This is a genomic window from Pseudomonas sp., assembly GCF_049300855.1.
Lineage (GTDB): Bacteria > Pseudomonadota > Gammaproteobacteria > Pseudomonadales > Pseudomonadaceae > Aquipseudomonas.
Genome location: NZ_JBAQKH010000016.1, coordinates 1 through 24223, shown reverse-complemented (window position 1 = coordinate 24223; position 24223 = coordinate 1). Strand labels below are relative to the sequence as shown.

The following is a 24223-nucleotide window of genomic DNA, read 5'->3' as shown; positions in this document are numbered from 1 at the left end:
ACGCTTGTACGTCGTCGATGGCGCGCACTATACGGAGCGTCTTTTTAACTGTAAACCCCTGCCAGCAAAAAATATGATTTTTTTTACCAGCGGTGGTCAAAACGGCTTTCAAGGGTCGATACAAGGCTTCAGATGGGCCTTATAGAGTCGGAAATTTCCCGTTTCATGGCGCCTATGCCAAACTAACCCGCATATAGACAAGGTGAAAACTCTCTAATGGCCGATTGGCAGTCCCTCGATCCCGAGGCCGCTCGTGAAGCGGAAAAATATGAAAACCCTATTCCTAGCCGCGAACTGATCCTGGCGCACCTCGCCGATCGGGGTTCGCCTGCTGCCCGCGAGCAACTGGTCGAAGAGTTTGGTCTGACCACAGAAGACCAGGTCGAAGCCCTGCGCCGCCGCCTGCGCGCCATGGAGCGCGACGCTCAACTGATCTACACCCGTCGTGGCACCTATGCGCCGGTCGACAAGCTTGATCTGATCCTCGGTCGCATCAGCGGTCACCGTGACGGTTTCGGCTTCCTGGTGCCGGACGACGGCAGCGATGACCTGTTCATGAGCCCGGCGCAAATGCGTCTGGTGTTCGACGGCGACCGTGCGCTGGCCCGTGTTTCCGGTCTCGACCGTCGCGGTCGCCGCGAAGGCGTGATCGTCGAAGTCGTGACGCGTGCACACGAAACCATCGTCGGTCGCTACTTTGAAGAAGGCGGCATCGGCTTTGTCGTCGCGGACAACCCGAAGATTCAGCAAGAAGTGCTGGTCACCCCGGGCCGCAACGCCAACGCGCAGATCGGTCAGTTCGTCGAAGTGAAAATCACCCACTGGCCGACGCCGCGTTTCCAGCCACAAGGCGATATCGTCGAAGTGGTCGGCAACTACATGGCGCCGGGCATGGAAATCGATGTGGCCCTGCGCACCTACGACATTCCACATGTCTGGCCTGAAGCCGTGCTGAAAGAAGCCGCCAAGCTCAAGCCGGAAGTCGAAGAAAAAGACAAAGAGAAGCGTGTCGACCTGCGCCATCTGCCGTTCGTCACCATTGACGGCGAAGATGCTCGCGACTTCGATGACGCGGTTTATTGCGAAGCCAAACCTGGCAAGCTGCGCCTTTTCTCCGGCGGCTGGAAGTTGTACGTGGCGATTGCCGACGTTTCCAGCTACGTGAAGATCGGCTCGGCGCTGGACAACGAAGCGCAAGTGCGCGGCAACTCGGTGTACTTCCCCGAGCGCGTCGTGCCGATGCTGCCCGAGCAGCTGTCCAACGGTCTTTGCTCGCTGAACCCGCACGTCGATCGTCTGGCCATGGTTTGCGAGATGACCATCTCCAAGTCCGGCGAAATGACCGACTACTGCTTCTATGAAGCGGTGATCCATTCCCACGCTCGTCTGACGTACAACAAAGTCAGCGCGATGCTGGAAACACCGAAAATCACCGAGGCACGTCAGCTTCGCGGTGAGTACAACGACGTTCTGCCGCACCTCAAGCAGCTTTATGCGCTGTACAAGGTGCTGCTGGCTGCCCGTCACGTCCGTGGCGCGATCGATTTCGAAACGCAGGAAACCCGGATCATCTTCGGTACCGAGCGCAAGATTGCCGAAATCCGTCCGACCACCCGCAACGACGCGCACAAGCTGATCGAGGAATGCATGCTGGCGGCCAACGTGGCCACCGCCGAATTCCTCAAGAAGCACGAAATCCCTGCGCTGTACCGCGTCCACGATGGCCCGCCACCGGAGCGTCTGGAAAAACTGCGCGCATTCCTTGGCGAACTCGGCCTGTCCCTGCACAAAGGCAAGGACGGTCCATCGCCGAAGGATTATCAGGCGTTGCTGGCAAGCATCAAGGATCGGCCGGATTTCCACCTGATCCAGACCGTGATGCTGCGCTCGCTCAGTCAAGCGGTGTACAGCGCTGACAATCAGGGCCACTTCGGCCTGAATTACGAAGCCTATACCCACTTCACCTCGCCGATCCGTCGCTACCCGGACTTGCTGACGCACCGTGCGATCCGCAGCGTGATCCATTCGAAACAGGACACCCCGCACGTTCGCCGTGCCGGTGCGATGAGCATTCCGAAGGCGCGCATCTATCCGTACGACGAAGCGGCGCTCGAGCAGCTCGGCGAGCAGTGCTCGATGAGCGAACGCCGTGCCGACGAAGCGACCCGCGACGTGGTGAACTGGCTCAAGTGCGAGTTCATGAAGGATCGCGTGGGCGAATCGTTCCCGGGCGTGATCACCGCCGTGACCGGTTTTGGTTTGTTCGTCGAACTGACCGATATCTACGTCGAAGGCCTGGTGCACGTCACCGCGCTGCCGGGCGATTACTACCACTTCGATCCTGTGCATCACCGCCTGGCGGGCGAGCGTACCGGTCGTAGCTTCCGCCTTGGCGATACCGTTGAAGTGCGCGTCATGCGCGTTGACCTCGACGAGCGCAAGATCGACTTCGAGATGGCAGAAAAAACCATCAGCGCGCCGATCGGTCGCAAAAAGCGTGGTGCTGAAACTGCCGCGCCCGCCGCGAAGGAAAAAGCCGAGTCGGCCCCTGCGAAAACCACGGGTCGCCGTCCAGCGAAGGAGAAGGCTCCCGAAGCCTATCGCCCAAGCGATGCTGTAGCGAAAAACGCCGAGCTGCGCAAAAGCCGTGAAATGAAGAAGGCTCTGCTTTCCGACGCCAAAAACGGTGGTAAAGCGGCGCCTGGGGGAAAGACCGGACGGTCGGCGCCTGAAAAGGCCGCCGGCGGCAAGCCAGCCAAACCGAGCAAACACCGTAAAGGCCCGCCAAAAGCGGGTTCGGCTCCAGCCAAAAGTGGCGGGGCCCGTAAACCGAAGGCGAAGTCATGAGTCAGTTGGAAAAAATCTACGGCGTTCACGCAGTAGAAGCGTTGCTGCGTCACCACCCTAAACGCGTCAAGCAGATCTGGTTGGCCGAAAGCCGCAACGACCCGCGCGTACAGACCCTGATCGAACTGGCCAACGAGAACCGTGTCCAGGTCGGCCAGGCCGAGCGTCGCGAGATGGACGCCTGGGTCGAAGGCGTGCACCAAGGCGTGGTCGCGGACGTCAGTCCTAGCCAGGTCTGGGGCGAGGCAATGCTCGACGAATTGCTTGATCGCACCGAAGGCGCGCCGCTGTTGCTCGTGCTTGACGGCGTGACCGACCCGCACAACCTCGGCGCCTGCCTGCGTTCGGCCGATGCGGCCGGCGCGCTGGCGGTGATCGTGCCGAAAGACAAATCGGCAACCTTGACCCCGGTGGTGCGTAAAGTCGCTTGCGGCGCGGCGGAAGTGATTCCGCTGGTGGCGGTAACCAACCTTGCGCGCACCCTGGAAAAGCTTCAGCAGCGCGGTCTGTGGATTGTCGGTACGGCGGGTGAGGCCGAGGTCAGCATTTATGACCAGGACCTGACCGGCCCGACCATCCTGATCATGGGCGCCGAAGGCAAAGGCATGCGTCGCCTGACCCGTGAACATTGCGACTATCTGGTGAAACTGCCGATGGCTGGCAGCGTCAGCAGCCTCAACGTCTCGGTTGCGACGGGCGTGTGCCTGTTCGAAGCCCAGCGCCAGCGCGGTGCCAAAGCCAAGGCCGCCACAAAGAAATCCTGAGTCGTACACGATTCAAATGTGGGAGCGAGCTTGCTCGCGAAAGAGGAGTGTCAGTCGACATAAATGTTGCCTGACAAACTGCATTCGCGAGCAAGCTCGCTCCCACAGTGTTTTGTGGTGTGGCATAAATGGGTGGTTGTTCAAATAATCACCAATTGCCTTGCACCTCTTCTGTCCCTTCTCTACAATTGCGCCCCTTGCTGTGACGGCAGGCACGCATGTGCCCCGCGCCAGCAAGTCCATAAGTGTCATTCACTCCTTGTCTGACCGTTTTTGAGCGGCAGGCTACAACCCGTAAGGAGCATTCATGCGTCATTACGAAATCATCTTTTTGGTCCACCCGGATCAAAGCGAGCAAGTCGGCGGCATGGTTGAGCGTTACACCAAGCTGATCGAAGAAGACGGCGGCAAAATCCACCGCCTGGAAGATTGGGGCCGTCGTCAACTGGCCTACGCAATCAACAATGTTCACAAGGCTCACTACGTGATGCTGAACGTTGAGTGCACTGGCAAGGCCCTGGCCGAGCTGGAAGACAACTTCCGCTACAACGATGCAGTGATCCGTAACCTGGTCATCCGTCGCGACGAAGCCGTTACCGGCCAGTCCGAGATGCTCAAGGCTGAAGAAAACCGCAGTGAGCGCCGTGAGCGTCGCGATCGTCCTGAGCACGAAGGCGCTGAAAGCGCTGAAGGCGAAGAGAACGACAGCGATAACGCTGACGAGTAATCCACGGACCTTATTAAGGAGCCTATCAAATGGCACGTTTCTTCCGTCGTCGTAAATTCTGCCGTTTCACCGCTGAAGACGTGAAAGAGATCGATTACAAAGATCTCAACACTCTGAAAGCCTACGTATCCGAGACCGGCAAAATCGTTCCAAGCCGCATCACCGGTACTAAAGCTCGTTATCAGCGTCAGCTGGCCACCGCTATCAAGCGCGCCCGCTTCCTGGCCCTGCTGGCCTACACCGACAGCCACGGCCGCTGAGACCGGGCAGTCGACAAGTAGCAAAGGATTGAATGCATGCGTGCCTTAGCTGAGTTCATCATGCGAGGCCGTATGCAGGCCACTCTCGTGGTGGCCGGATGTGCAACATTGCCGTTGTTGTATTGGTTGGGTGCTGCCGCGGGGAGCCTTGTGCTGCTGCGGCGCGGACTGACGGACGCCCTGGGTGTTCTGTCTCTGGGGCTGCTGCCGGCTTTGATCTGGTGGCTGTATGCCGATGACCCACGGGCACTTCTGGTGCTGCTGGGGTCTTCGGGACTTGCGTTGGTTTTGCGCGCAAGTGAGTCCTGGGTTCGCACGCTGCTGGTCAGCGTAGTGATTGGAGTGGTGTTTTCAGTGGTGCTCGGGGCAGCGTTTGCTGCCCAGATCGAGATGCTCGCGCAGGCCTTGATAAAGGTCATGCCGGCGCTACTCGGTGAGACTTACAAGCAATTGTCGGTCGATGAGCAAGCGCGTTTCGCGTCCCTGATCGCACCAGTCCTGACCGGACTGATTGCGGCGTTGTTGCAGATCGTCAGCGTGCTGAGCCTGATTGTCGGGCGGCATTGGCAGGCGTTGTTGTACAACCCGGGTGGTTTTGGTCGCGAGTTTCGCGCCATCCGGATCCCGCTGGGGCCGGCGATGTTGCTGCTGGCGTTGATGCTTCTGGGCCCGAATCTCGGTGCACAGATGGCCATGTTGACGCCGTTGTGCAGCGTACCGCTGGTGTTCGCCGGACTTGCCCTGATTCACGGGCTGGTCGGGCAGAAGCGACTGGCCGGTTTCTGGCTGGTGGGGTTGTACGTCACGCTGCTGTTGTTCATGCAGCTGATCTATCCGTTGCTCGTGGTTCTGGCCATTGTCGACAGCCTGATTGATTTTCGCGGTCGTCATGTGTCGAAAGACACCGATAACGCGAACGGTGAAGGTTAAAAGTTAGAGGATTTCCACATGCAACTGATCCTTCTGGAAAAAATCGCCAACCTGGGCAACCTAGGCGACAAAGTAAACGTTAAGGCCGGTTACGGCCGTAACTACCTGCTGCCTTTCGGCAAAGCTACCGCTGCGACCGCTGCCAACCTGGCTGCGTTCGAAGAGCGTCGTGCTGAGCTGGAAAAAGCTGCCGCAGACCGTAAAGCATCGGCTGAAAGCCGTGCTGCCCAACTGGCCGAGCTGGAAGTGACCATCACTGCCACCGCTGGCGACGAAGGCAAGCTGTTCGGTTCGATCGGTACTCACGACATCGCTGACGCACTGACCGCTTCCGGCGTTGAAGTGCAGAAGAGCGAAGTTCGTCTGCCGAACGGCACCATCCGCAACGTGGGTGAATTCGACGTGGCTGTGCACCTGCACGCCGAAGTTGAAGCCACCGTACGCGTTGTCGTGGTAGCAGCTTAAGCAACACCTGATCGGCTGGCGGCTTGCCCGTCAGACGGTTAACATCGGGCACGATCCTGTTTACAGGTCGTGCCCTTTGTCTTTCTGATCTCCCTGTTTTTCCAAACAACACAAGTGGCCATGAACGATATCTCCGCTCCCGAGCAATACGATCTGCAAACCGCTGCCCTGAAGGTGCCGCCGCATTCCATCGAGGCCGAACAGGCTGTACTCGGTGGTTTGATGCTGGACAACAACGCCTGGGAACGCGTGCTCGATCAAGTCTCCGACGGCGATTTCTATCGACATGACCACCGTCTGATCTTCCGTGCGATCGCCAAACTGGCCGATCAGAACTCCCCGATCGACGTCGTGACCCTTGCCGAGCAATTGGACAAGGAAGGTCAGACCTCGCAGGTCGGTGGCCTCGGTTATCTCGGCGAGCTGGCGAAAAACACGCCGTCTGTCGCCAACATCAAGGCCTATGCGCAGATCGTCCGCCAGCGCGCGACGCTGCGCCAACTGATCGGCATCAGCACGGAGATCGCCGACAGCGCCTTCAACCCGGAAGGCCGCACCGCCGAGGAAATTCTCGACGAAGCCGAGCGGCAGATCTTCGCGATTGCCGAGGCCCGGCCAAAAACCGGTGGCCCGGTCGGTGTGAATGACTTGCTGACCAAGGCCATTGATCGCATCGACACGCTGTTCAACACTGACAACGCGATTACCGGCTTGTCCACTGGCTACACCGACCTTGATGAGAAGACCAGCGGCCTGCAGCCGGCTGACTTGATCATCGTCGCCGGTCGTCCGTCGATGGGTAAAACCACCTTCGCGATGAACCTGGTGGAAAACGCCGTCCTGCGCAGCGACAAAGCGGTGCTGGTGTATTCCCTCGAGATGCCAGGCGAATCGCTGGTCATGCGTATGCTGTCGTCTCTTGGCCGGATCGACCAGACCAAAGTGCGTTCCGGTCAGTTGGAAGATGACGACTGGCCGCGCCTGACCTCGGCAGTCAACTTGCTCAATGACCGCAAGCTGTTCATCGACGATACCGCCGGCATCAGCCCGTCGGAGATGCGTGCGCGTACCCGGCGTCTGGCGCGCGAACACGGTGAGATCGGTCTGATCATGATCGACTACCTGCAGTTGATGCAGATTCCAGGCTCCGGCGGCGACAACCGAACCAACGAGATTTCTGAAATCTCGCGTTCCTTGAAAGCCTTGGCCAAGGAATTCAACTGCCCGGTGGTGGCGTTGTCTCAGCTCAACCGTTCCCTTGAGCAGCGGCCGAACAAACGTCCGATCAACTCCGACCTCCGGGAATCCGGAGCGATCGAGCAGGACGCCGACGTAATCATGTTCGTGTACCGCGACGAGGTGTATCACCCGGAAACCGAACACAAAGGCATCGCTGAAATCATCATCGGCAAGCAGCGTAACGGCCCGATCGGTTTTATCCGCCTGGCATTCATCGGCAAATACACGCGTTTCGAAAACCTTGCCCCGGGCAGTTACAACTTCGACGACGACGAGTAACGGCAGGCCGAATAATGTCGGTCTGCCTCACCTGAGCGTCAGGCTCTGTACCGGGCGTTGGTCACTCGCTTTTTTTCATGGCCTTGAGTTCTTTCTCGGTCAGCGTGTTGATCAGCGCCGCTTCGTCTATGGCTAAAGATGCCTGCAACGCTTTGGCTTGAGTATCGTATTCGTTGAACGAAAGCGCGTTCCTGGAATGATCGGCGTCTAGTGCGTTTTGTCTCTCCATAAATGGTTGGCGTTGGGCTTCGAATTGCGCTCGATACTTGTGAACGATGAACTCCTGCCAGAAATCCCTCGAGATCAAAGCTTCGAACTCCTCGGGCGAGTTCTCCAGTGCCTTGACCCGTTTAAACGCGTTGTCCAGTTGCTCCTTCGTCACCGACACCAGATGGGCAAACCCCATTTGTTCCGGCTGCCCCAGCAAATGCAGGCGGTCTTTCAGGGCGTGGCGATAGAAAAGCCTGATCTCGACTTCCTCACCCACAACTGGCAAATGAGTGTGCGGCGTGCTCGAACGAGCGATGTTGGCCTCACGCTGGGCAATGTCAGCCGAGGCGATTTTGTCGACCTCGTGCAGGCGAAACAGCGCATGGGAAAGCTCCGCCAGTTGCGCGCCCTGGGTCGGGTCTGTGGCCTGCGCCCGAGCGTGATACATCAGCGTGCGGTTTTCCAGATTGGCGAAGGTGAAGGCTGCCCGGTCACAGCACGCCGCCTCGCCCGCCCGGTCAAACAGATCCTTGCGCAGGCTTTCGGATTCCGGGCTGTTTTGCGTAATGCTGTCGATCAGGTTCCACACCCTTCGCTGAAGATCAGCATGGCCGGTGTTATCGACCAGCAATCGATCAATCGTATCGAACAGTCCATTGGAGCCAGGCTGGTTACGCAATGCTTGCCATTGGGCAGTTCTGGTTGCAATTTCATCGGCGTTCAGTCCCTGGGTCCAGCGCTGCAGCGCATTGGCCAGCCCGAATCTGATGATGGCGGGCGCGGGTAGGCGCGTAGAGGTGACGAACAGGTTGTTCGGTCCGGTCATGGGGGTTCCGGCCGCCACCAGCCGATCGTTATAGAGAGCGAGTCTGGTCCGGGTTTCAGCGGACAGTGGGTTGCCGGTGATGTTGGTCACATTGTTGACCCGCAGGGTCTGCGCCAGCCGATCATCCGGCGGTGCGATGACCGCATCGGGGATTTGCGAAATCTGGTTGCCGTTCAGCAGAACCGTGTCCAGCAGAGGCTGTTCGCTCAGGCCGGTCGGGAAGGTATCGATGCCGGTCTGTCTCAGATCGACTGAGCGGATGTCAGGTATCTGGCTGAAGTCCGGGGTAATGCCCAGTTGCGGATTCTGATACAGCCACAGGGCTCTGAGTGTCGATTGCCGCGCCAGGATCCGGGCGGTGTCGGCCGTCAGGGAGATCTGGTTGTTCTGCAGAAACAGGCGGGTCAGGCCACTCATCTCGCCAATGGCGGGGGGCAGTTCGCGCAGTTGATTGAGCGACAGATCGAGCCAGCGGACATGGCGAAAACCGCTGAGAAAGCCTTCCGGTGAGGTACTTAACTGCATGTTGCTCAATCTGAGCGAGCCGACGTGGCTGAAGTCGATATCGAGGTCCGGCAGGCTCTGGAGCGTGAGGCCACTCAGGTCCAGTTCCAGGCCGATAGGTGTTCCGTCATTGGCTGTTTTCTGTGGCGTTTCACGCCGCCAGCAACTCAAAATCCGATTGCTCGCGCTGTGGCGATCGTCGCGGTTTCCGGCGTTGATCCCGACCTGGTTGGCGCGCACGTAACGTTGCAGACCGCCGCCGCCAGAGAACACCCAGGCGTCGAGCTGACTTTTCAAACGACCGAATTCGAGCTCGAGACTGGCCAGTTTCTTCGCGGCGAGGTCGGGTTCAAGGCTCCAGATGTATTCCCTGCATTCTTTGATGCTCTTGCCCGGATACAGGCGCTTGTAGCGCTGTGCATCGGAATGATCGCTATCAAAGGCGTTGCTGCGATACGGCTCGGAGAGTTCAGGCAGGGACGCGTATGCGCGTCGCCAGAAGGCATCGAATTTTGCATCGTACTCTGCAGCAAAGGCGTTCCCGTCCAGCAAGGTGGAAGCGTTGATACGGGCCACGGCTGCAAATTGCTCGGCAGATGGATTGAGATTTGCCTCAGGTATTTCAGTTAATCGATTGTTGCTCAAATCAACGTGATGAAGGCCTGGCTTGTCCAGCAGACCCGCTGGCCACTGGCTGATCCCGGTTTCTTTCAGGCTCAGGACCTGCAGTTTCGGCATGGAGGCAAAATCAGGCGAAATCTGCAGTGGATTGAACGAAAGATCCAGGTGCGTCAACGCGCTGAAGGTGCCCAGTCTGGCGGCGCTTTGCTGATTGAGCGCAATGCTGTTCGAGTGCAGGTTCAGCGCGCTCAGTTTGCTCGTCTGACCCATGTTGACGGGTAGGGTATCCAGCGTCGAATCGGTGATGGACAAGGATTCAAGATTGGCAAAGTTGCCGAGAAATGTATCGGCACTGCTCGACCACTTGATGGCATTCAGCGACAACTGACGCACATGGCTGAAGTCTACGGTCAAGCGCGGCAGCGCGATGGCCATTTTTTGTGAGGGGCGGTTCATGAAAGTGAGGATCAGGACCGGGTCTCTTTTCACCCAGCTGCGCTTAATGCTTCTGACCATGTCGCGCATCCTTGAGCGTTCATTAAGCGGCAGATGCACATGTTCATCCAGATAGGCTTTCAGTTGGGTTTCCAGAACGACCAGCCCTTGGCGGCGACCGACCAGCGTTGCCATCGCGTCGTCACCCATCTGCATAACGTATTTTTTAGCCGCGTTCACGTCCATTTCCGGGTTCAGGCTTTGCGCCAGTGCCACCTCGGGAATGTTCTGCTCAAGCCGGAAAGCGCCTGATGGCAGATCAGCGAGCAGTTCCGGGCGACGCTGCTCGACGCGCTGCCAGAACAATTCGAACTGCTTCCAGTAACCCGCAGGGAATGGATTGCCCTCCAGCAGCACGCGCTGGTTGAGCCGGGCGACCGCTTCAAGTTGATCATCGGGCGGATTCAGTCGGTCGGCTGGCACCTCGCTGAGGCGGTTGTTACGCAAGTCGATACGCTGCGCGGCGCGCAGTCCGGATAAGCCCGTCGGCCACTGATCGATGGCGGTGGTGTTCAGGTCCAGCACCTTGAGTCGTGACAGACCGGTGAAGTCGGGCAGATGCCCCAGGGGGTTATCCGACAGGACGAGGCTTTCCAAACGATCAAACAGGCTCAATTTGCCGGCAGCGGAGGCATCGAGTTGCAAGCCATTGGCGCTCAGGTTCAGGCTGCTCAGGTGGTTCATTTCAGCGAGGCTGGTGGGCAGCTTTTTCAGGCCGCAGCCGCTGAGGGTCAAATGTTCCAGTGCGGAAAAACGCCTGAGAAAGGTGTTGGCCGAGTCCGACCAGGCGTGCGAATTCAGTTCCAGCGTGCGCACATGATTGAAGTCCGCCGTCAGGTTTGGCAGAAATCCACCGCCGGGTGGCAGTTCCAAAGTGCTCCCGGTTTCATGGCGCCAGCAGCGTTTGATTTGCCGGGTGGCCAGCTCGACCCAGCCTTGGGCGGTGCTGGCAGAGGATTGCGCCCAGGCTTGCAGCTCCGCCTTGAGGTTTTTGTAGGCGTTCTCGCGCAGGGCCAGACCACTGGCGACGTCATCGCCCAGCGAGCGTATGTAGGCGGCAATCTGTTGGTCGTCGTAAGCAGGGAACAAGGATCTGGCGCGCGATTCCGGGCTGCGCAGGCGCCGGGCGAAAGAGCCGAGGCGATCCGCCAGACTTCGCCCCGCCGGGCGTTCCGGCTCACTGCGGGGCATGCCGCCCGCACCCGCGACGTTGATGGCAACCCAGCCGTCCCGTGCATCAAGGACAATCGGTTCGGAGCGGCCCGGACGCGTAGCGATATAAATATTCTGACTGTCGCTGGCCACCGGATCTTCGGCGCGGACGATGCGCATCACGTTGCTCAACGGCGTGGAGCCATCGAGATCATGCAGCACCTGATAACTGTGATTGTCGATCACCACATAGAGCTTGCCGTTGAAACGCTGCAGTCCGTCGCTGCCGGGGGCGGCGCTGCTGAAATCCAGATGCGTGCGAAAAGCTTCCAGGCGGGTCGCGGACAAGGCAAAGGTGACGGGTTCGAAGTGGTCCAGCTCATGCCACAGTCCGCTGTCGGGATCACGCAGGAGCGGGGGGCCTGAGGGTTTCGATTGACTCGGCAGTCTGGCTCGGTACAGCCCCGTTTCGGGATCCTTGCTGACGAGGACGATCGCGCCATCCGCCACGTTGACGTACTGGCGGCCCTTGTAGGTTCTCAAACCCTCGGCGTCGACTTCCGACAGCTTGGGCACTGCCGCCAGTTGGTAGTGCTCCAGTGGCTGACTGGTCGGCAGGCGGACTCCGCCGGAATCGGAGCCTGGATGCACGGTAACGACGGGCGCCGGGATGATGGCGTCGGGGTCAACAGATGCAACGGGGCCGCCGGGGCGCAGCGGCTGATTGACGTGGAACGTCGGGTCGAAATCGCTGAGGTGCGGTGTGTCAGTGCGCGGCGTGTCTACCTCCACCGTTGGCTGCTGGCGGGTGGGGGAGTTACCGGTATCGACGCGCTTGGGGGGCGATTTGATGGGCATGTCTTTCTTTCCTTGAAAGTTGATTGCATCAGCCACCGTCAGTGGGGCTGATGGAGTCTTGGCTTCATTGCCGGTGACAGCGGTGGTTTCACAATGGCCTCAGGAGGCCATGTCGAAAATTTTCTGCGCGGTTTTTTTGTCCAGCGTCAGCCGCCAGATGGCGAGGTGTGGCCGTCCGGCTTGCTCGTCCCGACGCTGGGCGGCGGCACCGAGTCTGGCGTGCTCAAGCGTTTTCAAATGACCGCCCTCGGTACTGAAATCCAGTGCCGGGCTGTCCTTCTTTTCATAGTGAAAATGGGCTTCCCACAACGGCTCACCGGTGTGTCGGTCGTTCAGTGAGTAAACGTCGAGAAAGTCCCGCTGCCGGCCCTTGCCGAGAGGCAGGCGATGGCGGGTGCGGCGGATGCGCAGTTCATCGTGGCGCATCAAGTACACCACGCGGTCGGCGCTCAGATGGTGGGGGTCTTTGTACAGCCGGATGTGGATGGCCTCGCCTTCGTCGCGCAGGCGCTGGCTGGTCTGTTTCAGTCGCGTAACGAGGGCTGCGACATCTTCGGTGACAGGCTGGCTCGCACGCCCCAGCCCCAGACCGAGATCGTCAAGAAGCTCGGCTTTTGCCCCGAGGAACTCGACGATGCTGGTGGCGTTGTGTCTGGCGGCTTCATCGCGCAATGCCTCGCGCAGATGCTGATCAGTGAGTTGCAGATGTTGCTCGGCCTGCTGGGTCAGTTTCGCCAGGTTTTTTTCTTCAACGACCACCCGGCGCTGCCATTCGCCGTTCTGCCGTTCATAGGTCTGCAAGATCTCAGAGGGTCTGTGCGGGTGCATGACGTCGATCAGCTCTTCATTGTTCGCGCTGCGGCGCGGTCTGCCCACGCGGATCTTGTCTACCCCGTGCTGTTTGCTGCGGAACATTCTTCTGGCACTGGCGGCTGGCTGGTTTTTGCCTTGCGCCGGAATGAAATCAAAGTCGATGGACTGATCCGAGGGCGGCGAGGGTGGGGCGCTTTCCAGGTCCTGATAATGCCGCACGGTCCGCTCTTCAAGGATGTTCTCAAAGGATTGGACGGTATCGATCAGCTCTTGCCGGGAGGCCTGCTGCAGCGGGCCGGGGGGGAACTCCAGATATTCATAAGTCGCCCGGATCGACGCGCACTGATCGATCAGGTCACTCAAGACCGGCAGACGCACTTGCAGCGGAATATTGTCGATATTGCGCAAGGCGACCATCAACTGTGAAAACGACATCGCGTGATAAACCAATGTCGCGTCAGCAACTTGCGCCGCCAGCAGATGGCTTTTGGTGTACAGCCAGTCGGCAAGTGCCTCGGGCAGTTCCATCGGGTCGTACTCCAGCTCGGCCAGCTGTTGTTTTGAATAGTGCGACTTTTTCAGAATCTCGTCGGCAATCACCTGACGCTTGCGCAGCAGCACCAGTTTGCCCTTCAGATAACTGGCCATCGCGCGACGCTGATCCAGGGTGATCAGGCTGTCGGCGGGTATTTCCAGGCGTTTGCGGGTATCGCCGGCGAGCATCAATTCGCTGTAGATCTCGAAGCGTTTGCTCTGAATGCCGAATATCTCGTTCTGGTATTGGGTGGCACCCTTGTAGAGCAGCAGCGAGACCTGCTCTCTCATGAAGAAATCGAAGGTGTTCTCCAGCAGGGCTAGGTGCTTGTGACAGTGCACTTCGAAGAGCACCAACGCGGCTCTTTCGCCCTCTTGGGCCTCCGTGGCGTGCACGGCCTGCTCGAGCTTTTTGGCGATCTCGGTCGATTCTCGGATCAGTTTTGCGTGGTGCTCCAGTTCCCGGTTCAGATCCGTCATCGGACGTAATGGCAGCGAGTCGAAGGATTGCTCGAGCGGTTGCCACAGCTTGCGCGCATGATCACGCGACAGTACCGGACCCGATGGATAGCGCTCACTGGCCAGCCGGGCTCGATACAGGCCGATGTCCGGGTCAATCGCTACCTGCACGACATGACCGCCGGGGACGTCGACATAACAACGCCCCTTGAACGTGCGCAAACCCTGGGTATCGGCAACCGGCAGGCGTGCTTCGGAGGTTATCCAGTAATCCTCCAGCGGCCGTCGAGGCGCTGGCGTCACCATGGCGGTCCCGGAAGGTGTGCGGCTGACAGTGACGCCAGGCCGCGGTTCATGACCGCCACGCGCGGTGCCCGGTGTTTGCGTCGGCGTCATGCCCGGCAACGGTGTGTCGACAGGCGGTAAAGCGTGGGGGCTTGGTGTACCTGTACGGGACGACGCGGCGGGTCGCTGGTGGGTATCGCTGGTAACGGTGCCTTTGACAGGCAATTTTGGTGACATATCTTCATCCTTGAAGGGTTGTCGCATCAGGGGATTGCAGGTGCAGGGCTGATGAGGCCGCAGTGCATTCGCGGTTTTTCTGCTGGCGCTGCCGTCAAACAAGGCGTGGGGCGAACTCGACGAGAAACCGACCATTGCCGTCGGAATTGGTCAAAATTTGTGCTATATTCCGCGCCCGCGATTTTTCACTTCAACACCGGTCGTCGACATGCAAGCAGCCAAGCCGTTATTTGACTATCCAAAATATTGGGCCGAATGTTTCGGGCCAGCGCCATTCCTGCCGATGAGCAGGGAGGAGATGGATCAGCTTGGCTGGGATTCGTGCGACATCATCATTGTTACCGGTGATGCCTACGTCGATCACCCGTCGTTCGGCATGGCGATCATTGGCCGGCTGCTGGAGTCCCAGGGCTTCCGCGTCGGGATCATTGCCCAGCCGAACTGGCAGTCCAAAGACGACTTCATGAAGCTCGGCGAGCCGAACCTGTTCTTCGGGGTTGCGGCGGGCAACATGGACTCGATGATCAACCGCTACACCGCCGACAAGAAAATCCGTTCCGACGACGCCTATACGCCGGGCGGCATGGCCGGCAAACGTCCGGATCGCGCGAGCCTGGTTTACAGCCAGCGCTGCAAGGAAGCCTACAAGCACGTGCCGATCGTCCTCGGCGGCATCGAGGCCTCGCTGCGCCGCATCGCCCACTACGACTACTGGCAGGATCGCGTGCGTAACTCGATCCTGATCGACGCCAGCGCCGACATTCTGCTGTACGGCAACGCCGAGCGAGCGATTGTCGAAGTCGCCCAGCGTCTGTCCTACGGTCACAAGATCGAAGACATCACCGACGTGCGCGGCACCGCGTTCATTCGTCGCGATACGCCGAAAGACTGGTACGAAGTCGACTCGACGCGCATCGATCGTCCGGGCAAGGTCGACAAGATCATCAACCCGTACGTCAACACCCAGGACACCCAGGCCTGCGCCATCGAGCAGGAAAAGGGTCCGGTCGACGATCCGCAGGAAGCCAAGGTTGTGCAGATTCTGGCCAGCCCGCGCATGACCCGTGACAAGACCGTGATTCGTCTGCCGTCGGTAGAAAAGGTCCGTGGCGACGCCGTTCTATATGCTCACGCCAACCGCGTGTTGCACCTGGAAACCAACCCGGGCAACGCCCGCGCGCTGGTGCAGAAGCATGGCGAAGTCGATGTCTGGTTCAACCCGCCGCCGATTCCGATGACCACCGAAGAAATGGACTACGTGTTCGGCATGCCGTACGCCCGTGTTCCGCACCCGGCATACGGCAAGGAGAAGATCCCGGCCTACGACATGATCCGTTTCTCGGTGAACATCATGCGTGGCTGCTTCGGCGGCTGCACCTTCTGCTCGATCACCGAGCACGAAGGCCGAATCATCCAGAACCGTTCAGAAGAGTCGATCATTCGCGAAATCGAAGAGATCCGCGACAAGGTCCCGGGCTTCACCGGCGTCATCTCCGACCTCGGCGGCCCGACCGCGAACATGTACCGCATCGCCTGCAAGACGCCGGAAATCGAATCGGCGTGCCGCAAGCCGTCCTGCGTGTTCCCGGGCATCTGCCCGAACCTGAACACCGACCACTCGTCGCTGATTCAGCTGTACCGCAGCGCCCGTGCCTTGCCGGGTGTGAAGAAGATTCTGATCGCCTCCGGCCTGCGTTACGACCTCGCGGTCGAGTCGCCGGAGTACGTCAAAGAGCTGGTGACCCACCACGTCGGCGGTTACCTGAAGATCGCCCCGGAACACACCGAGGAAGGTCCGCTCAACCAGATGATGAAACCGGGCATTGGCAGCTATGACAAGTTCAAGCGCATGTTCGAGAAGTACACCAAGGAAGCGGGCAAAGAGCAGTACCTGATTCCGTACTTCATCGCTGCGCACCCGGGCACCACCGACGAAGACATGATGAACCTGGCCTTGTGGCTCAAGGGCAATGGCTTCCGCGCCGACCAGGTGCAGGCGTTCTACCCGTCGCCGATGGCCACCGCCACCGCGATGTACCACTCGGGCAAGAACCCGCTGCGCAAAGTCACCTACAAGAGCGACGGCGTGACCATCGTCAAGAGCGAAGAGCAGCGTCGTCTGCACAAGGCGTTCTTGCGTTATCACGACCCGAAAGGCTGGCCGATGCTGCGTGAAGCGCTGATCCGCATGGGCCGTAGTGATCTGATCGGTTCGGGCAAGGATCAGTTGATCCCGACGCATCAGCCGGCGACTGACAGCTACCAGAGCGCCCGTCGCAAAAACTCGACGCCGGCCGGCAGCCATAAAGTGGCGAAGGAAGGCAAAGAGAAGACCACCAAGATCCTCACTCAGCACACCGGTTTGCCGCCGCGTGCCAGTGATGGTGGTAATCCGTGGGACAAGCGTGAGCAGGCCAAGGCGGCGGCGTTTGCCCGCAACCAGCAGGCGGCCAAGGAGCGCAAGGACGCCGCGAAAGGCAAAGGGCCGAAGCCGACCCGCAAGCCGGTCGTACCGCGCTAAAGAAAACGCCAACCTTCGGGTTGGCGTTTTGCGTTTATGGGGATGGATTGTTGTCGTCTGCAAGATCCATCCCCCTCACCCCAGCCCTCTCCCCCAATGGGGGCGAGGGGGAAGGGAGCAGATCTCCATGCTTTTCAAACCTGAGTTCGACTCAAGACTTCCACGTCGGTGTATCTCCAACATCCAACGCGGTCAGTCCCCTCTCCCTACGGGCGGTCCGACGTTTCGGGAGGGCTAGGGTGAGGGGGGGCTTCGCAACATTTACGTGCAATCAGCCCAAACCATTTCCCCGCATCGCCCGATTTTGGTGCTGTACTGCCCTAAGCATTCCGGGAAAGCGCCCAGGCCTGTGCATGGCATAAGTCTTGCGCGCTTTCGAATACGCTTAGGCTCGCAGGAGGCACGCCGTGTCGATTCATGTCGCATTGCATCACGTCACGCATTACCGCTACGACCGCGCTGTCGAACTCGGCCCGCAGATCGTTCGCCTGCGCCCGGCCGCCCACAGCCGCACGCGGATTCTGTCGTATGCGCTGAAAGTCTCGCCCGAGCAGCACTTCATCAACTGGCAACAGGACCCGCAGGGCAACTACCTCGCCCGATTGGTGTTCCCCGAGAAAACCGACGAGTTGCGCATCGAGGTCGATCTGCTCGCCGAGATGGCCGTGTTCAACCCGTTCGACTTCTTCCTCGAACCCTACGCCGAGAAAATCCCCTTCGCCTATGCCGCCGATGAGCGCAAGGAACTGGCGCCGTACCTCGAAACCCTGCCACTGACGCCGAAATTCAAAACCTATCTGGACGCCATTGACCGCACGCCGTTGCCGGCGGTGGATTTTCTGGTGGCGCTCAACCAGCGCCTGAGTCAAGACATCGGCTACCTGATCCGCATGGAGCCGGGCGTGCAAACCCCGGAGCACACCCTCGAACATGCCTCCGGTTCCTGTCGGGATTCGGCCTGGCTGCTGGTGCAACTGCTGCGTAACCTCGGGTTGGCAGCGCGGTTTGTCTCCGGCTACCTGATTCAACTGACGGCAGATGTGAAAAGCCTCGACGGCCCGTCCGGCACTGACGTCGATTTCACCGATCTGCACGCCTGGTGCGAGGTGTACCTGCCGGGCGCCGGCTGGATCGGCCTCGATGCGACTTCCGGGCTGTTTGCCGGTGAAGGGCATATCCCGTTGGCCTGTAGTCCCGATCCGTCCTCGGCGGCGCCGATCAGTGGCTTGGTCGAGCCTTGCGAATGTGTGTTCAGCCATGAAATGTCAGTGGAACGGATCTGGGAGGCGCCGCGCGTCACCCAGCCTTACACCGAAGAGCAATGGCTGGCGATTCAGGCGCTCGGTCGGCAGATCGACGCTGACCTGCTGGAAGGTGATGTGCGCCTGACCATGGGCGGCGAACCGACCTTCGTGTCCATCGATGATCCGGATGGCGCCGAGTGGAACACCGCCGCGTTGGGCGCGGATAAACGCCGTCTCTCCGCCGAACTGTTCCAGCGCATGCGCAAACATTACGCGCCGCAGGGCCTGGTGCATTTCGGTCAGGGCAAGTGGTATCCCGGTGAGCAATTGCCGCGCTGGTCGCTCAATTGCTATTGGCGCCGTGATGGCGTGCCGATCTGGCACAACGACGCGCTGATCGCCGATGAGCAGCAGGATTACGCTGCGAACGGCGAACTGGCCGGGCGTTTTCTGGCCAGTGTCGCCGAACGCCTGAAACTGCCTGCACGATTTGTGTTCCCGGCCTACGAAGACAATTTCTATTACTTGTGGCGCGAGGGCACATTGCCGAGCAACGTCAGCGCCGAAGATTCACGTCTTGAGGAACCGCTGGAACGCGCGCGACTGCGCAAAGTGTTCAGCCAGGGCCTGAATAAAGTCATTGGCCAGGTGCTGCCGCTGGCGCGCACCGCCAAGGGCGATCAGTGGCAGAGCGGGCGCTGGTACCTGCGTGACGAACATTGCCGACTGGTCCCGGGGGATTCGCCGCTGGGCTATCGCCTGCCGTTGGGTTCGCAGCCGTGGGTGAAGGCCGCCGAGTACCCGTTCATTCATCCTCAGGATCCGAATCAGGATTTCCCCGAACTGCCGCAAACCGGTCAGCTCAACCGTCACGGCGAGCCGGCAGCGGCTGAGGAACGCGTGCCGAAAATCGACGAATCCGCTGACTGGCTGACCCGCACCGCATTCTGCGCCGAGGCGCGTGAAGGGCGCTTGTACCTGTTCATGCCGCCTCTGGAGCGGGTCGAGGATTATCTGGAGCTGGTCGCGGCCATCGAAGCCACCGCCCAAGAGCTGCATTGCCCGGTCTTGCTCGAAGGCTACGAGCCGCCGAGCGATCCACGCCTGAGCAACTTCCGCATCACCCCGGACCCTGGCGTGATCGAGGTCAACGTACAGCCGTCGGCGACGTGGGACGAGTTGGTCGAGCGCACTGAGTTTCTTTATGAGCAAGCGCGGCAAACCCGCCTGACCACCGAGAAGTTCATGATCGATGGTCGCCACACTGGCACCGGCGGCGGTAACCATTTCGTCCTCGGCGGGGCGACGCCGGCGGACTCGCCGTTTCTGCGCCGCCCCGATCTGCTGCGCAGCCTGATCAGTTACTGGCATAACCATCCGTCGTTGTCGTATCTGTTTTCCGGACTGTTCATCGGCCCGACGTCGCAGGCGCCGCGTGTCGATGAGGCGCGCAATGATGCGCTGTACGAACTGGAAATCGCTTTCGCGCAGATGCCGGAGCCGGGTGAGGAGTGCGCGCCGTGGCTGGTCGATCGCCTGCTGCGCAATTTGCTGATCGACGTTACCGGTAATACACATCGGGCCGAATTCTGCATCGACAAACTCTATTCGCCGGACGGCGCCACCGGGCGTCTCGGCTTGCTGGAACTGCGCGCCTTTGAAATGCCACCCCACGCGCGCATGAGCCTCGCTCAACAGTTGTTGCTGCGGGCGCTGGTCGCGCGTTTCTGGCGCGAACCTTATGCGCCGCCGAAACTGGCGCGCTGGGGCACCGAACTGCACGACCGCTTCCTGCTGCCGCACTTTATCGAGCAGGACTTCGCCGACGTCATCGTCGAACTCAACAGCGCCGGTTATCCGCTGCGCGCGGAATGGTTTGCCGCGCACCTGGAATTTCGCTTTCCCAAGGTCGGCGACTACGTCGTCAACGGCATCGAACTGGAACTGCGTCAGGCGCTGGAACCGTGGCATGTGCTGGGTGAGGAGGGCGCGGCGGGTGGCACCGTGCGTTACGTCGATTCATCGCTGGAGCGCTTGCAGGTCAAAGTCAAAGGCCTGCCGCCGCAGCGTTATTTACTGACCTGCAATGGCATCGCCGTACCGTTGCACCCGACCGGGCGGGTTGGCGAGTTCGTTGCGGGTGTGCGTTACCGCGCGTGGCAACCCGCCAACTGTTTGCAACCTACGATACCTGTGCACGCACCGCTGGTGTTCGACTTGCTCGACACCTGGATGGGGCGTTCGCTGGGCGGTTGCCAGTACCACGTCGCCCATCCGGGTGGGCGTAATTACGAGACGCTGCCGGTCAACGCCAACGAAGCGGAGAGCCGGCGGATGGCGCGGTTTTTCCGCGTCGGACACACGCCGGGGAAACTTCCTATACCGAATGTGGAAATCAGTGACGAGCTACCGATGACAATCGATTTGCGACGTTTCTAGGGCCTACGCGACACGCGGATTTTTCGTCTATCCGCGCGTCATCTGCCTGCGTTAGTCTGACCGTTCCCTGCTGTCTGCCGAGCTTTCCATGCCTGACCTGCTAGACCGCTACCCGCTGACGGCGGGCACTTATCACGAACTGCTCGACAGCAGTGGCGCGGTGCGTCCGCACTGGCAGCGGCTGTTCGATCAGTTGCAGCGCAGCACGCCGGCGCAACTGCTGCAGCGACAGGCCTTGCTGGCGCGGCAGATTCAGGAAAACGGTGTCACCTATAACGTGTATGCCGATCCCAAGGGCGCTGATCGCCCGTGGGAGCTGGATCTGCTGCCCCATGTGATTGCGGCAGATGAATGGCAACAGTTGTCGGCAGGCATCGCCCAGCGTGCGCGACTGCTCAACGCAGTGTTGGCCGATTTGTACGGGCCGCAGCGATTGATCAGTGAAGGCCTGTTGCCGGCTGAACTGGTGTTTGGACACAACAATTTTCTCTGGCCTTGTCAGGGCATTGCAGCACCGGAAGGCGCGTTTCTGCATCTGTACGCGGTGGATCTGGCGCGCACCCCGGATGGACGCTGGTGGGTGACCGCCGATCGTACACAGGCGCCGTCGGGCGCCGGTTATGCCCTGGAAAACCGCACCATCGTGTCGCGCGCCTTTCCCGAGTTGTACCGGGATTTGAAGGTGCAGCATCTGGCCGGTTTTTTCCGTACGTTGCAGGAAACCCTCGCGCGGCAGGCGCCGTGTGACGATGACGCGCCGCTGGTGGTGTTGCTGACGCCGGGGCGTTTTAACGAGAGCTATTTCGAACATTTGTATCTGGCCCGCCAGCTCGGCTATCCCTTGGTCGAGGGCGGTGACCTGACGGTGCGCGACGCCACGGTCTACCTGAAAACCCTCAGCGGTCTGCGTCGGGTGCACGCGATCATGCGCCGCCTCGATGACGATTTCTGCGATCCGCTGGAGCTGCGCACGGACTCGGCCCTCGGCGTTCCCGGTCTGCTCGAAGCCGTGCGTCAGGGCCGGGTGCTGGTGGCCAACGCATTGGGCAGCGGCGTGCTGGAATCGCCGGGGTTGCTCGGGTTTCTGCCGAAGATCAACCAATACCTGTTCGGCGAAGAACTGATCCTGCCGTCGATTGCGACGTGGTGGTGCGGTGAGCCCCCAGTGCTGGCGCAAGCCTTGGAAAAACTGCCGGAACTGCTGATCAAACCGGCGTTTCCCTCACAAAGCTTCGCGCCGGTTTTTGGCCGTGATCTGAGTGAAAAACAGCGTCAGGCGCTTGCCGAGCGCATGCAGGCTCGACCTTATGCCTATGTCGCGCAAGAATTGGCTCAGCTGTCTCAGGCCCCCATCTGGCAGGCCGAAAACGGTCAACTGCAACCGCGCGCGATCGGCATGCGCATGTATGCGGTGGCCAGTCGCGACGGTTATCGCGTGCTGCCCGGTGGCCTGACCCGCGTGGCCGCCGAGGCCGATGCCGAAGTGGTGTCGATGCAGCGCGGCGGGGCCAGCAAAGATACGTGGGTGTTGGGCGATCGTGCGCCCAGCGGAGAACAATGGAAGACTCAGCGCAACGTCGGCGTCCACGATCTGGTGCGGCGCGACCCGTATCTACCCTCGCGGGTGGTGGAAAACCTGTTCTGGTTCGGCCGTTACTGCGAACGCTGTGATGACAGTGCGCGGCTGCTGCGGATCATGCTCGCGCGCTATGTCGATGGTGATGACCCGCAAGCGCTACAGGCGGCGGTCGATCTCGGCGAGCGACTGACACTGCTGCCGGACGAAGGTGAACTGCCGGAGCGCTTGCTCGCTGCGCTGCTCGGTGAGGACTGGTCGTTCAGCCTGCGCTCCAATCTGCAACGCTTGCAGTGGGCCGCCTCGCAAGTGCGCGGCAAGCTTTCGCGGGAGAACTGGCAGGCGCTGGTCGAGTTGCAACGCGAGGCGATGGAGCTGGACACAGAAGAAGCGGATTTCGGCGAGTTGCTGGATTTTCTCAACCGCCTGGTGATGTCGCTGGCGGCCCTGTCCGGATTTGCCCTGGACGATATGACCCGCGATGAAGGCTGGCGCTTTCTGATGATCGGCCGGCGCATCGAGCGTCTGCAGTTTCTCAGCAGCAGTCTGGCGGCATTTCTGCGCGGTGTCGGCGCATTCGATCAGGCTGGGCTGGAGTGGTTGCTGGAACTGGGCAACAGCAGCATCACTTACCGTTCACGCTATCTGGCGGTGGCGCAGCTGATTCCGGTGCTCGACCTGTTATTGCTGGATGAGCAGAACCCGCACGCGGTGCTGTTCCAGTTGAAACTGGTGACCCGCACATTGAAGCGTTTGAATGATGATTTCGGTGCGCCACGGGAAGCGGGGCTGCCACAACTGGTCGAGCGTCTGGCACGCTTTGATCTGGGCTGTCTGGAGAATCCGTTGTTCGGTGAGACCAGCGTACGAGCGGCGCTCAATGGTCTGGCGGATCTGCTGCAGGAAGTCGCCGAGGCCAGCGGCCAGGTCTCGGATCGTCTGGCCCTGCGCCATTTCGCTCACGTCGATGATGTCAGCCAGCGCACGGTGTCCGTCTGATGAGCGCCCGTTACCAGATCTTCCACGACACCTGTTATCACTACGACAGCCCGGTTTCGCTGGCGCAGCAACTGGCCCATCTGTGGCCGCGTGACTGCAGTTGGCAGCACTGCACCGATCAGCAACTGCTGATCAGCCCGGAGCCGACCGCACGGCGCGATGAACTCGATGTGTTTGGCAATCCGCTGACCCGGCTGGCGTTCGAGCGCCCGCATGATGAGTTGCAGGTCAATGCGCAACTGACAGTTGAAGTGCTGGCGCGGCCAGCACTGGATTTCCATCAATCGCCGGCGTGGGAGCAAACCCGCGACGCGCTGACTTACAGCAGTCAGCCGTTGTCCGCCGATGTGCTTGAGGCCTGTCGTTATCGTTTTCAGTCACCGTATGTGCATTTGAAAAGCAGCTTCGTCGAGTTCTCGCGCAGCTGTTTCCCGCCGGGGCGGCCATTGCTGCTCGGTGTGCAGACGTTGATGCAGAAGATTTTCAGTGAATTCACCTTCGATGCTGAAGCGACCCAGGTGGCGACGCCGCTGGTCGAGGTGCTGGAGCGGCGGCGCGGGGTCTGTCAGGACTTCGCTCACCTGATGCTGGCCTGCGTGCGCTCGCGGGGGCTGGCGGCACGTTATGTCAGCGGATACCTGCTGACCCAGCCGCCACCGGGGCAGCCACGTCTGATCGGTGCCGATGCCTCGCATGCCTGGGTGTCGGTGTTTTGCCCGGTGCTGGGCTGGGTGGACTTTGATCCGACCAACAATGTGCAACCGGCGCTGGAGCACATCACGTTGGCGTGGGGGCGGGATTTTTCCGATGTTTCGCCGTTGCGCGGGGTGATTCTGGGCGGCGGCAATCACGACCCGGAAGTGCGCGTCACCGTGATGCCGCTGGATTAACGCCGATCAAACTGCAGGAGTGAGCCTGCTCGCGATCGCGAGCAGGCTC

13 protein-coding genes are annotated in these 24223 nt (G+C 60.3%); 11 read left to right on the top strand and 2 right to left on the bottom strand.

The genetic code is table 11. The features are described from left to right. The first annotated feature begins 216 nt into the window (after positions 1-216). The 7 genes from rnr to dnaB all read left to right on the top strand — a co-directional run bounded on the left by rnr (position 217) and on the right by dnaB (position 7511). A complete protein-coding gene (rnr, locus tag WA225_RS05250; RefSeq protein WP_422607123.1) occupies positions 217-2847 on the top strand; it encodes a ribonuclease R in 2631 nt (876 codons plus the stop codon). Further along, positions 2844-3611: a 23S rRNA (guanosine(2251)-2'-O)-methyltransferase RlmB gene (rlmB, locus tag WA225_RS05245; RefSeq protein ID WP_422607122.1), complete on the top strand. Its 768-nt coding sequence runs from the start codon at positions 2844-2846 to the stop codon at positions 3609-3611. Before rnr ends, rlmB begins: the two co-directional genes overlap by 4 nt. A gap of 307 nt (positions 3612-3918) precedes the next feature. Then, entirely contained in the window at positions 3919-4338 is a 420-nt protein-coding gene (gene rpsF, locus WA225_RS05240) for a 30S ribosomal protein S6 (protein WP_007915844.1), read from the top strand. A 29-nt stretch (positions 4339-4367) separates the two neighbouring features. Beyond that, positions 4368-4598 (top strand): 30S ribosomal protein S18, encoded by a 231-nt coding sequence (gene rpsR, locus WA225_RS05235; RefSeq protein WP_002551829.1) that lies wholly within the window; start codon positions 4368-4370, stop codon positions 4596-4598. 36 nt (positions 4599-4634) lie between these two features. Beyond that, complete coding sequence (locus WA225_RS05230; protein ID WP_016983782.1) at positions 4635-5528, top strand: hypothetical protein; 894 nt, start codon at positions 4635-4637, stop codon at positions 5526-5528. Between the two features lie 18 nt (positions 5529-5546). Next, positions 5547-5993, top strand: coding sequence for a 50S ribosomal protein L9 (gene rplI / locus WA225_RS05225; protein WP_003221136.1), 447 nt, complete (start codon positions 5547-5549; stop codon positions 5991-5993). A 120-nt stretch (positions 5994-6113) separates the two neighbouring features. Beyond that, entirely contained in the window at positions 6114-7511 is a 1398-nt protein-coding gene (gene dnaB / locus WA225_RS05220; RefSeq protein WP_008078305.1) for a replicative DNA helicase, read from the top strand. A 61-nt stretch (positions 7512-7572) separates the two neighbouring features. On the opposite strand, the gene WA225_RS05215 is transcribed toward dnaB, so the two are convergent. Together WA225_RS05215 and WA225_RS05210 are read right to left on the bottom strand one after the other, a co-directional pair. After that, positions 7573-12177 (bottom strand): NEL-type E3 ubiquitin ligase domain-containing protein, encoded by a 4605-nt coding sequence (locus WA225_RS05215; RefSeq protein ID WP_422607121.1) that lies wholly within the window; start codon positions 12175-12177, stop codon positions 7573-7575. Positions 12178-12276: 99 nt separating this feature from the next. Beyond that, positions 12277-14505, bottom strand: coding sequence for a hypothetical protein (locus WA225_RS05210; RefSeq protein WP_422607120.1), 2229 nt, complete (start codon positions 14503-14505; stop codon positions 12277-12279). A gap of 208 nt (positions 14506-14713) precedes the next feature. Here WA225_RS05210 and WA225_RS05205 point away from each other — a divergent pair, with 208 nt between their 5' ends. The 4 genes from WA225_RS05205 to WA225_RS05190 all read left to right on the top strand — a co-directional run bounded on the left by WA225_RS05205 (position 14714) and on the right by WA225_RS05190 (position 24174). Beyond that, positions 14714-17026 (top strand): YgiQ family radical SAM protein, encoded by a 2313-nt coding sequence (locus WA225_RS05205; RefSeq protein ID WP_422607119.1) that lies wholly within the window; start codon positions 14714-14716, stop codon positions 17024-17026. Between the two features lie 407 nt (positions 17027-17433). Further along, positions 17434-20709, top strand: a complete 3276-nt coding sequence (locus WA225_RS05200) for a DUF2126 domain-containing protein (protein WP_422607118.1) — start codon at positions 17434-17436, stop codon at positions 20707-20709. A gap of 88 nt (positions 20710-20797) precedes the next feature. Beyond that, complete coding sequence (locus WA225_RS05195; protein ID WP_422607117.1) at positions 20798-23284, top strand: circularly permuted type 2 ATP-grasp protein; 2487 nt, start codon at positions 20798-20800, stop codon at positions 23282-23284. Beyond that, on the top strand, positions 23284-24174 hold the full coding sequence (locus WA225_RS05190; RefSeq protein ID WP_422607116.1) for a transglutaminase family protein: 891 nt from the start codon (positions 23284-23286) through the stop codon (positions 24172-24174). The genes WA225_RS05195 and WA225_RS05190 overlap by 1 nt, the downstream gene beginning before the upstream one ends. The last annotated feature ends 49 nt before the right edge of the window (positions 24175-24223 follow it).

Bases quoted from the DNA above. Each gene is read 5' to 3' on its own strand.
- rnr (WP_422607123.1), top strand. From the start codon at position 217: ATGGCCGATTGGCAGTCCCTCGATCCCGAGGCCGCTCGTGAAGCGGAA.
- rlmB (WP_422607122.1), top strand. From the start codon at position 2,844: ATGAGTCAGTTGGAAAAAATCTACGGCGTTCACGCAGTAGAAGCGTTG.
- rpsF (WP_007915844.1), top strand. From the start codon at position 3,919: ATGCGTCATTACGAAATCATCTTTTTGGTCCACCCGGATCAAAGCGAG.
- rpsR (WP_002551829.1), top strand. From the start codon at position 4,368: ATGGCACGTTTCTTCCGTCGTCGTAAATTCTGCCGTTTCACCGCTGAA.
- WA225_RS05230 (WP_016983782.1), top strand. From the start codon at position 4,635: ATGCGTGCCTTAGCTGAGTTCATCATGCGAGGCCGTATGCAGGCCACT.
- rplI (WP_003221136.1), top strand. From the start codon at position 5,547: ATGCAACTGATCCTTCTGGAAAAAATCGCCAACCTGGGCAACCTAGGC.
- dnaB (WP_008078305.1), top strand. From the start codon at position 6,114: ATGAACGATATCTCCGCTCCCGAGCAATACGATCTGCAAACCGCTGCC.
- WA225_RS05215 (WP_422607121.1), bottom strand. From the start codon at position 12,177: ATGCCCATCAAATCGCCCCCCAAGCGCGTCGATACCGGTAACTCCCCC.
- WA225_RS05210 (WP_422607120.1), bottom strand. From the start codon at position 14,505: ATGTCACCAAAATTGCCTGTCAAAGGCACCGTTACCAGCGATACCCAC.
- WA225_RS05205 (WP_422607119.1), top strand. From the start codon at position 14,714: ATGCAAGCAGCCAAGCCGTTATTTGACTATCCAAAATATTGGGCCGAA.
- WA225_RS05195 (WP_422607117.1), top strand. From the start codon at position 20,798: ATGCCTGACCTGCTAGACCGCTACCCGCTGACGGCGGGCACTTATCAC.
- WA225_RS05190 (WP_422607116.1), top strand. From the start codon at position 23,284: ATGAGCGCCCGTTACCAGATCTTCCACGACACCTGTTATCACTACGAC.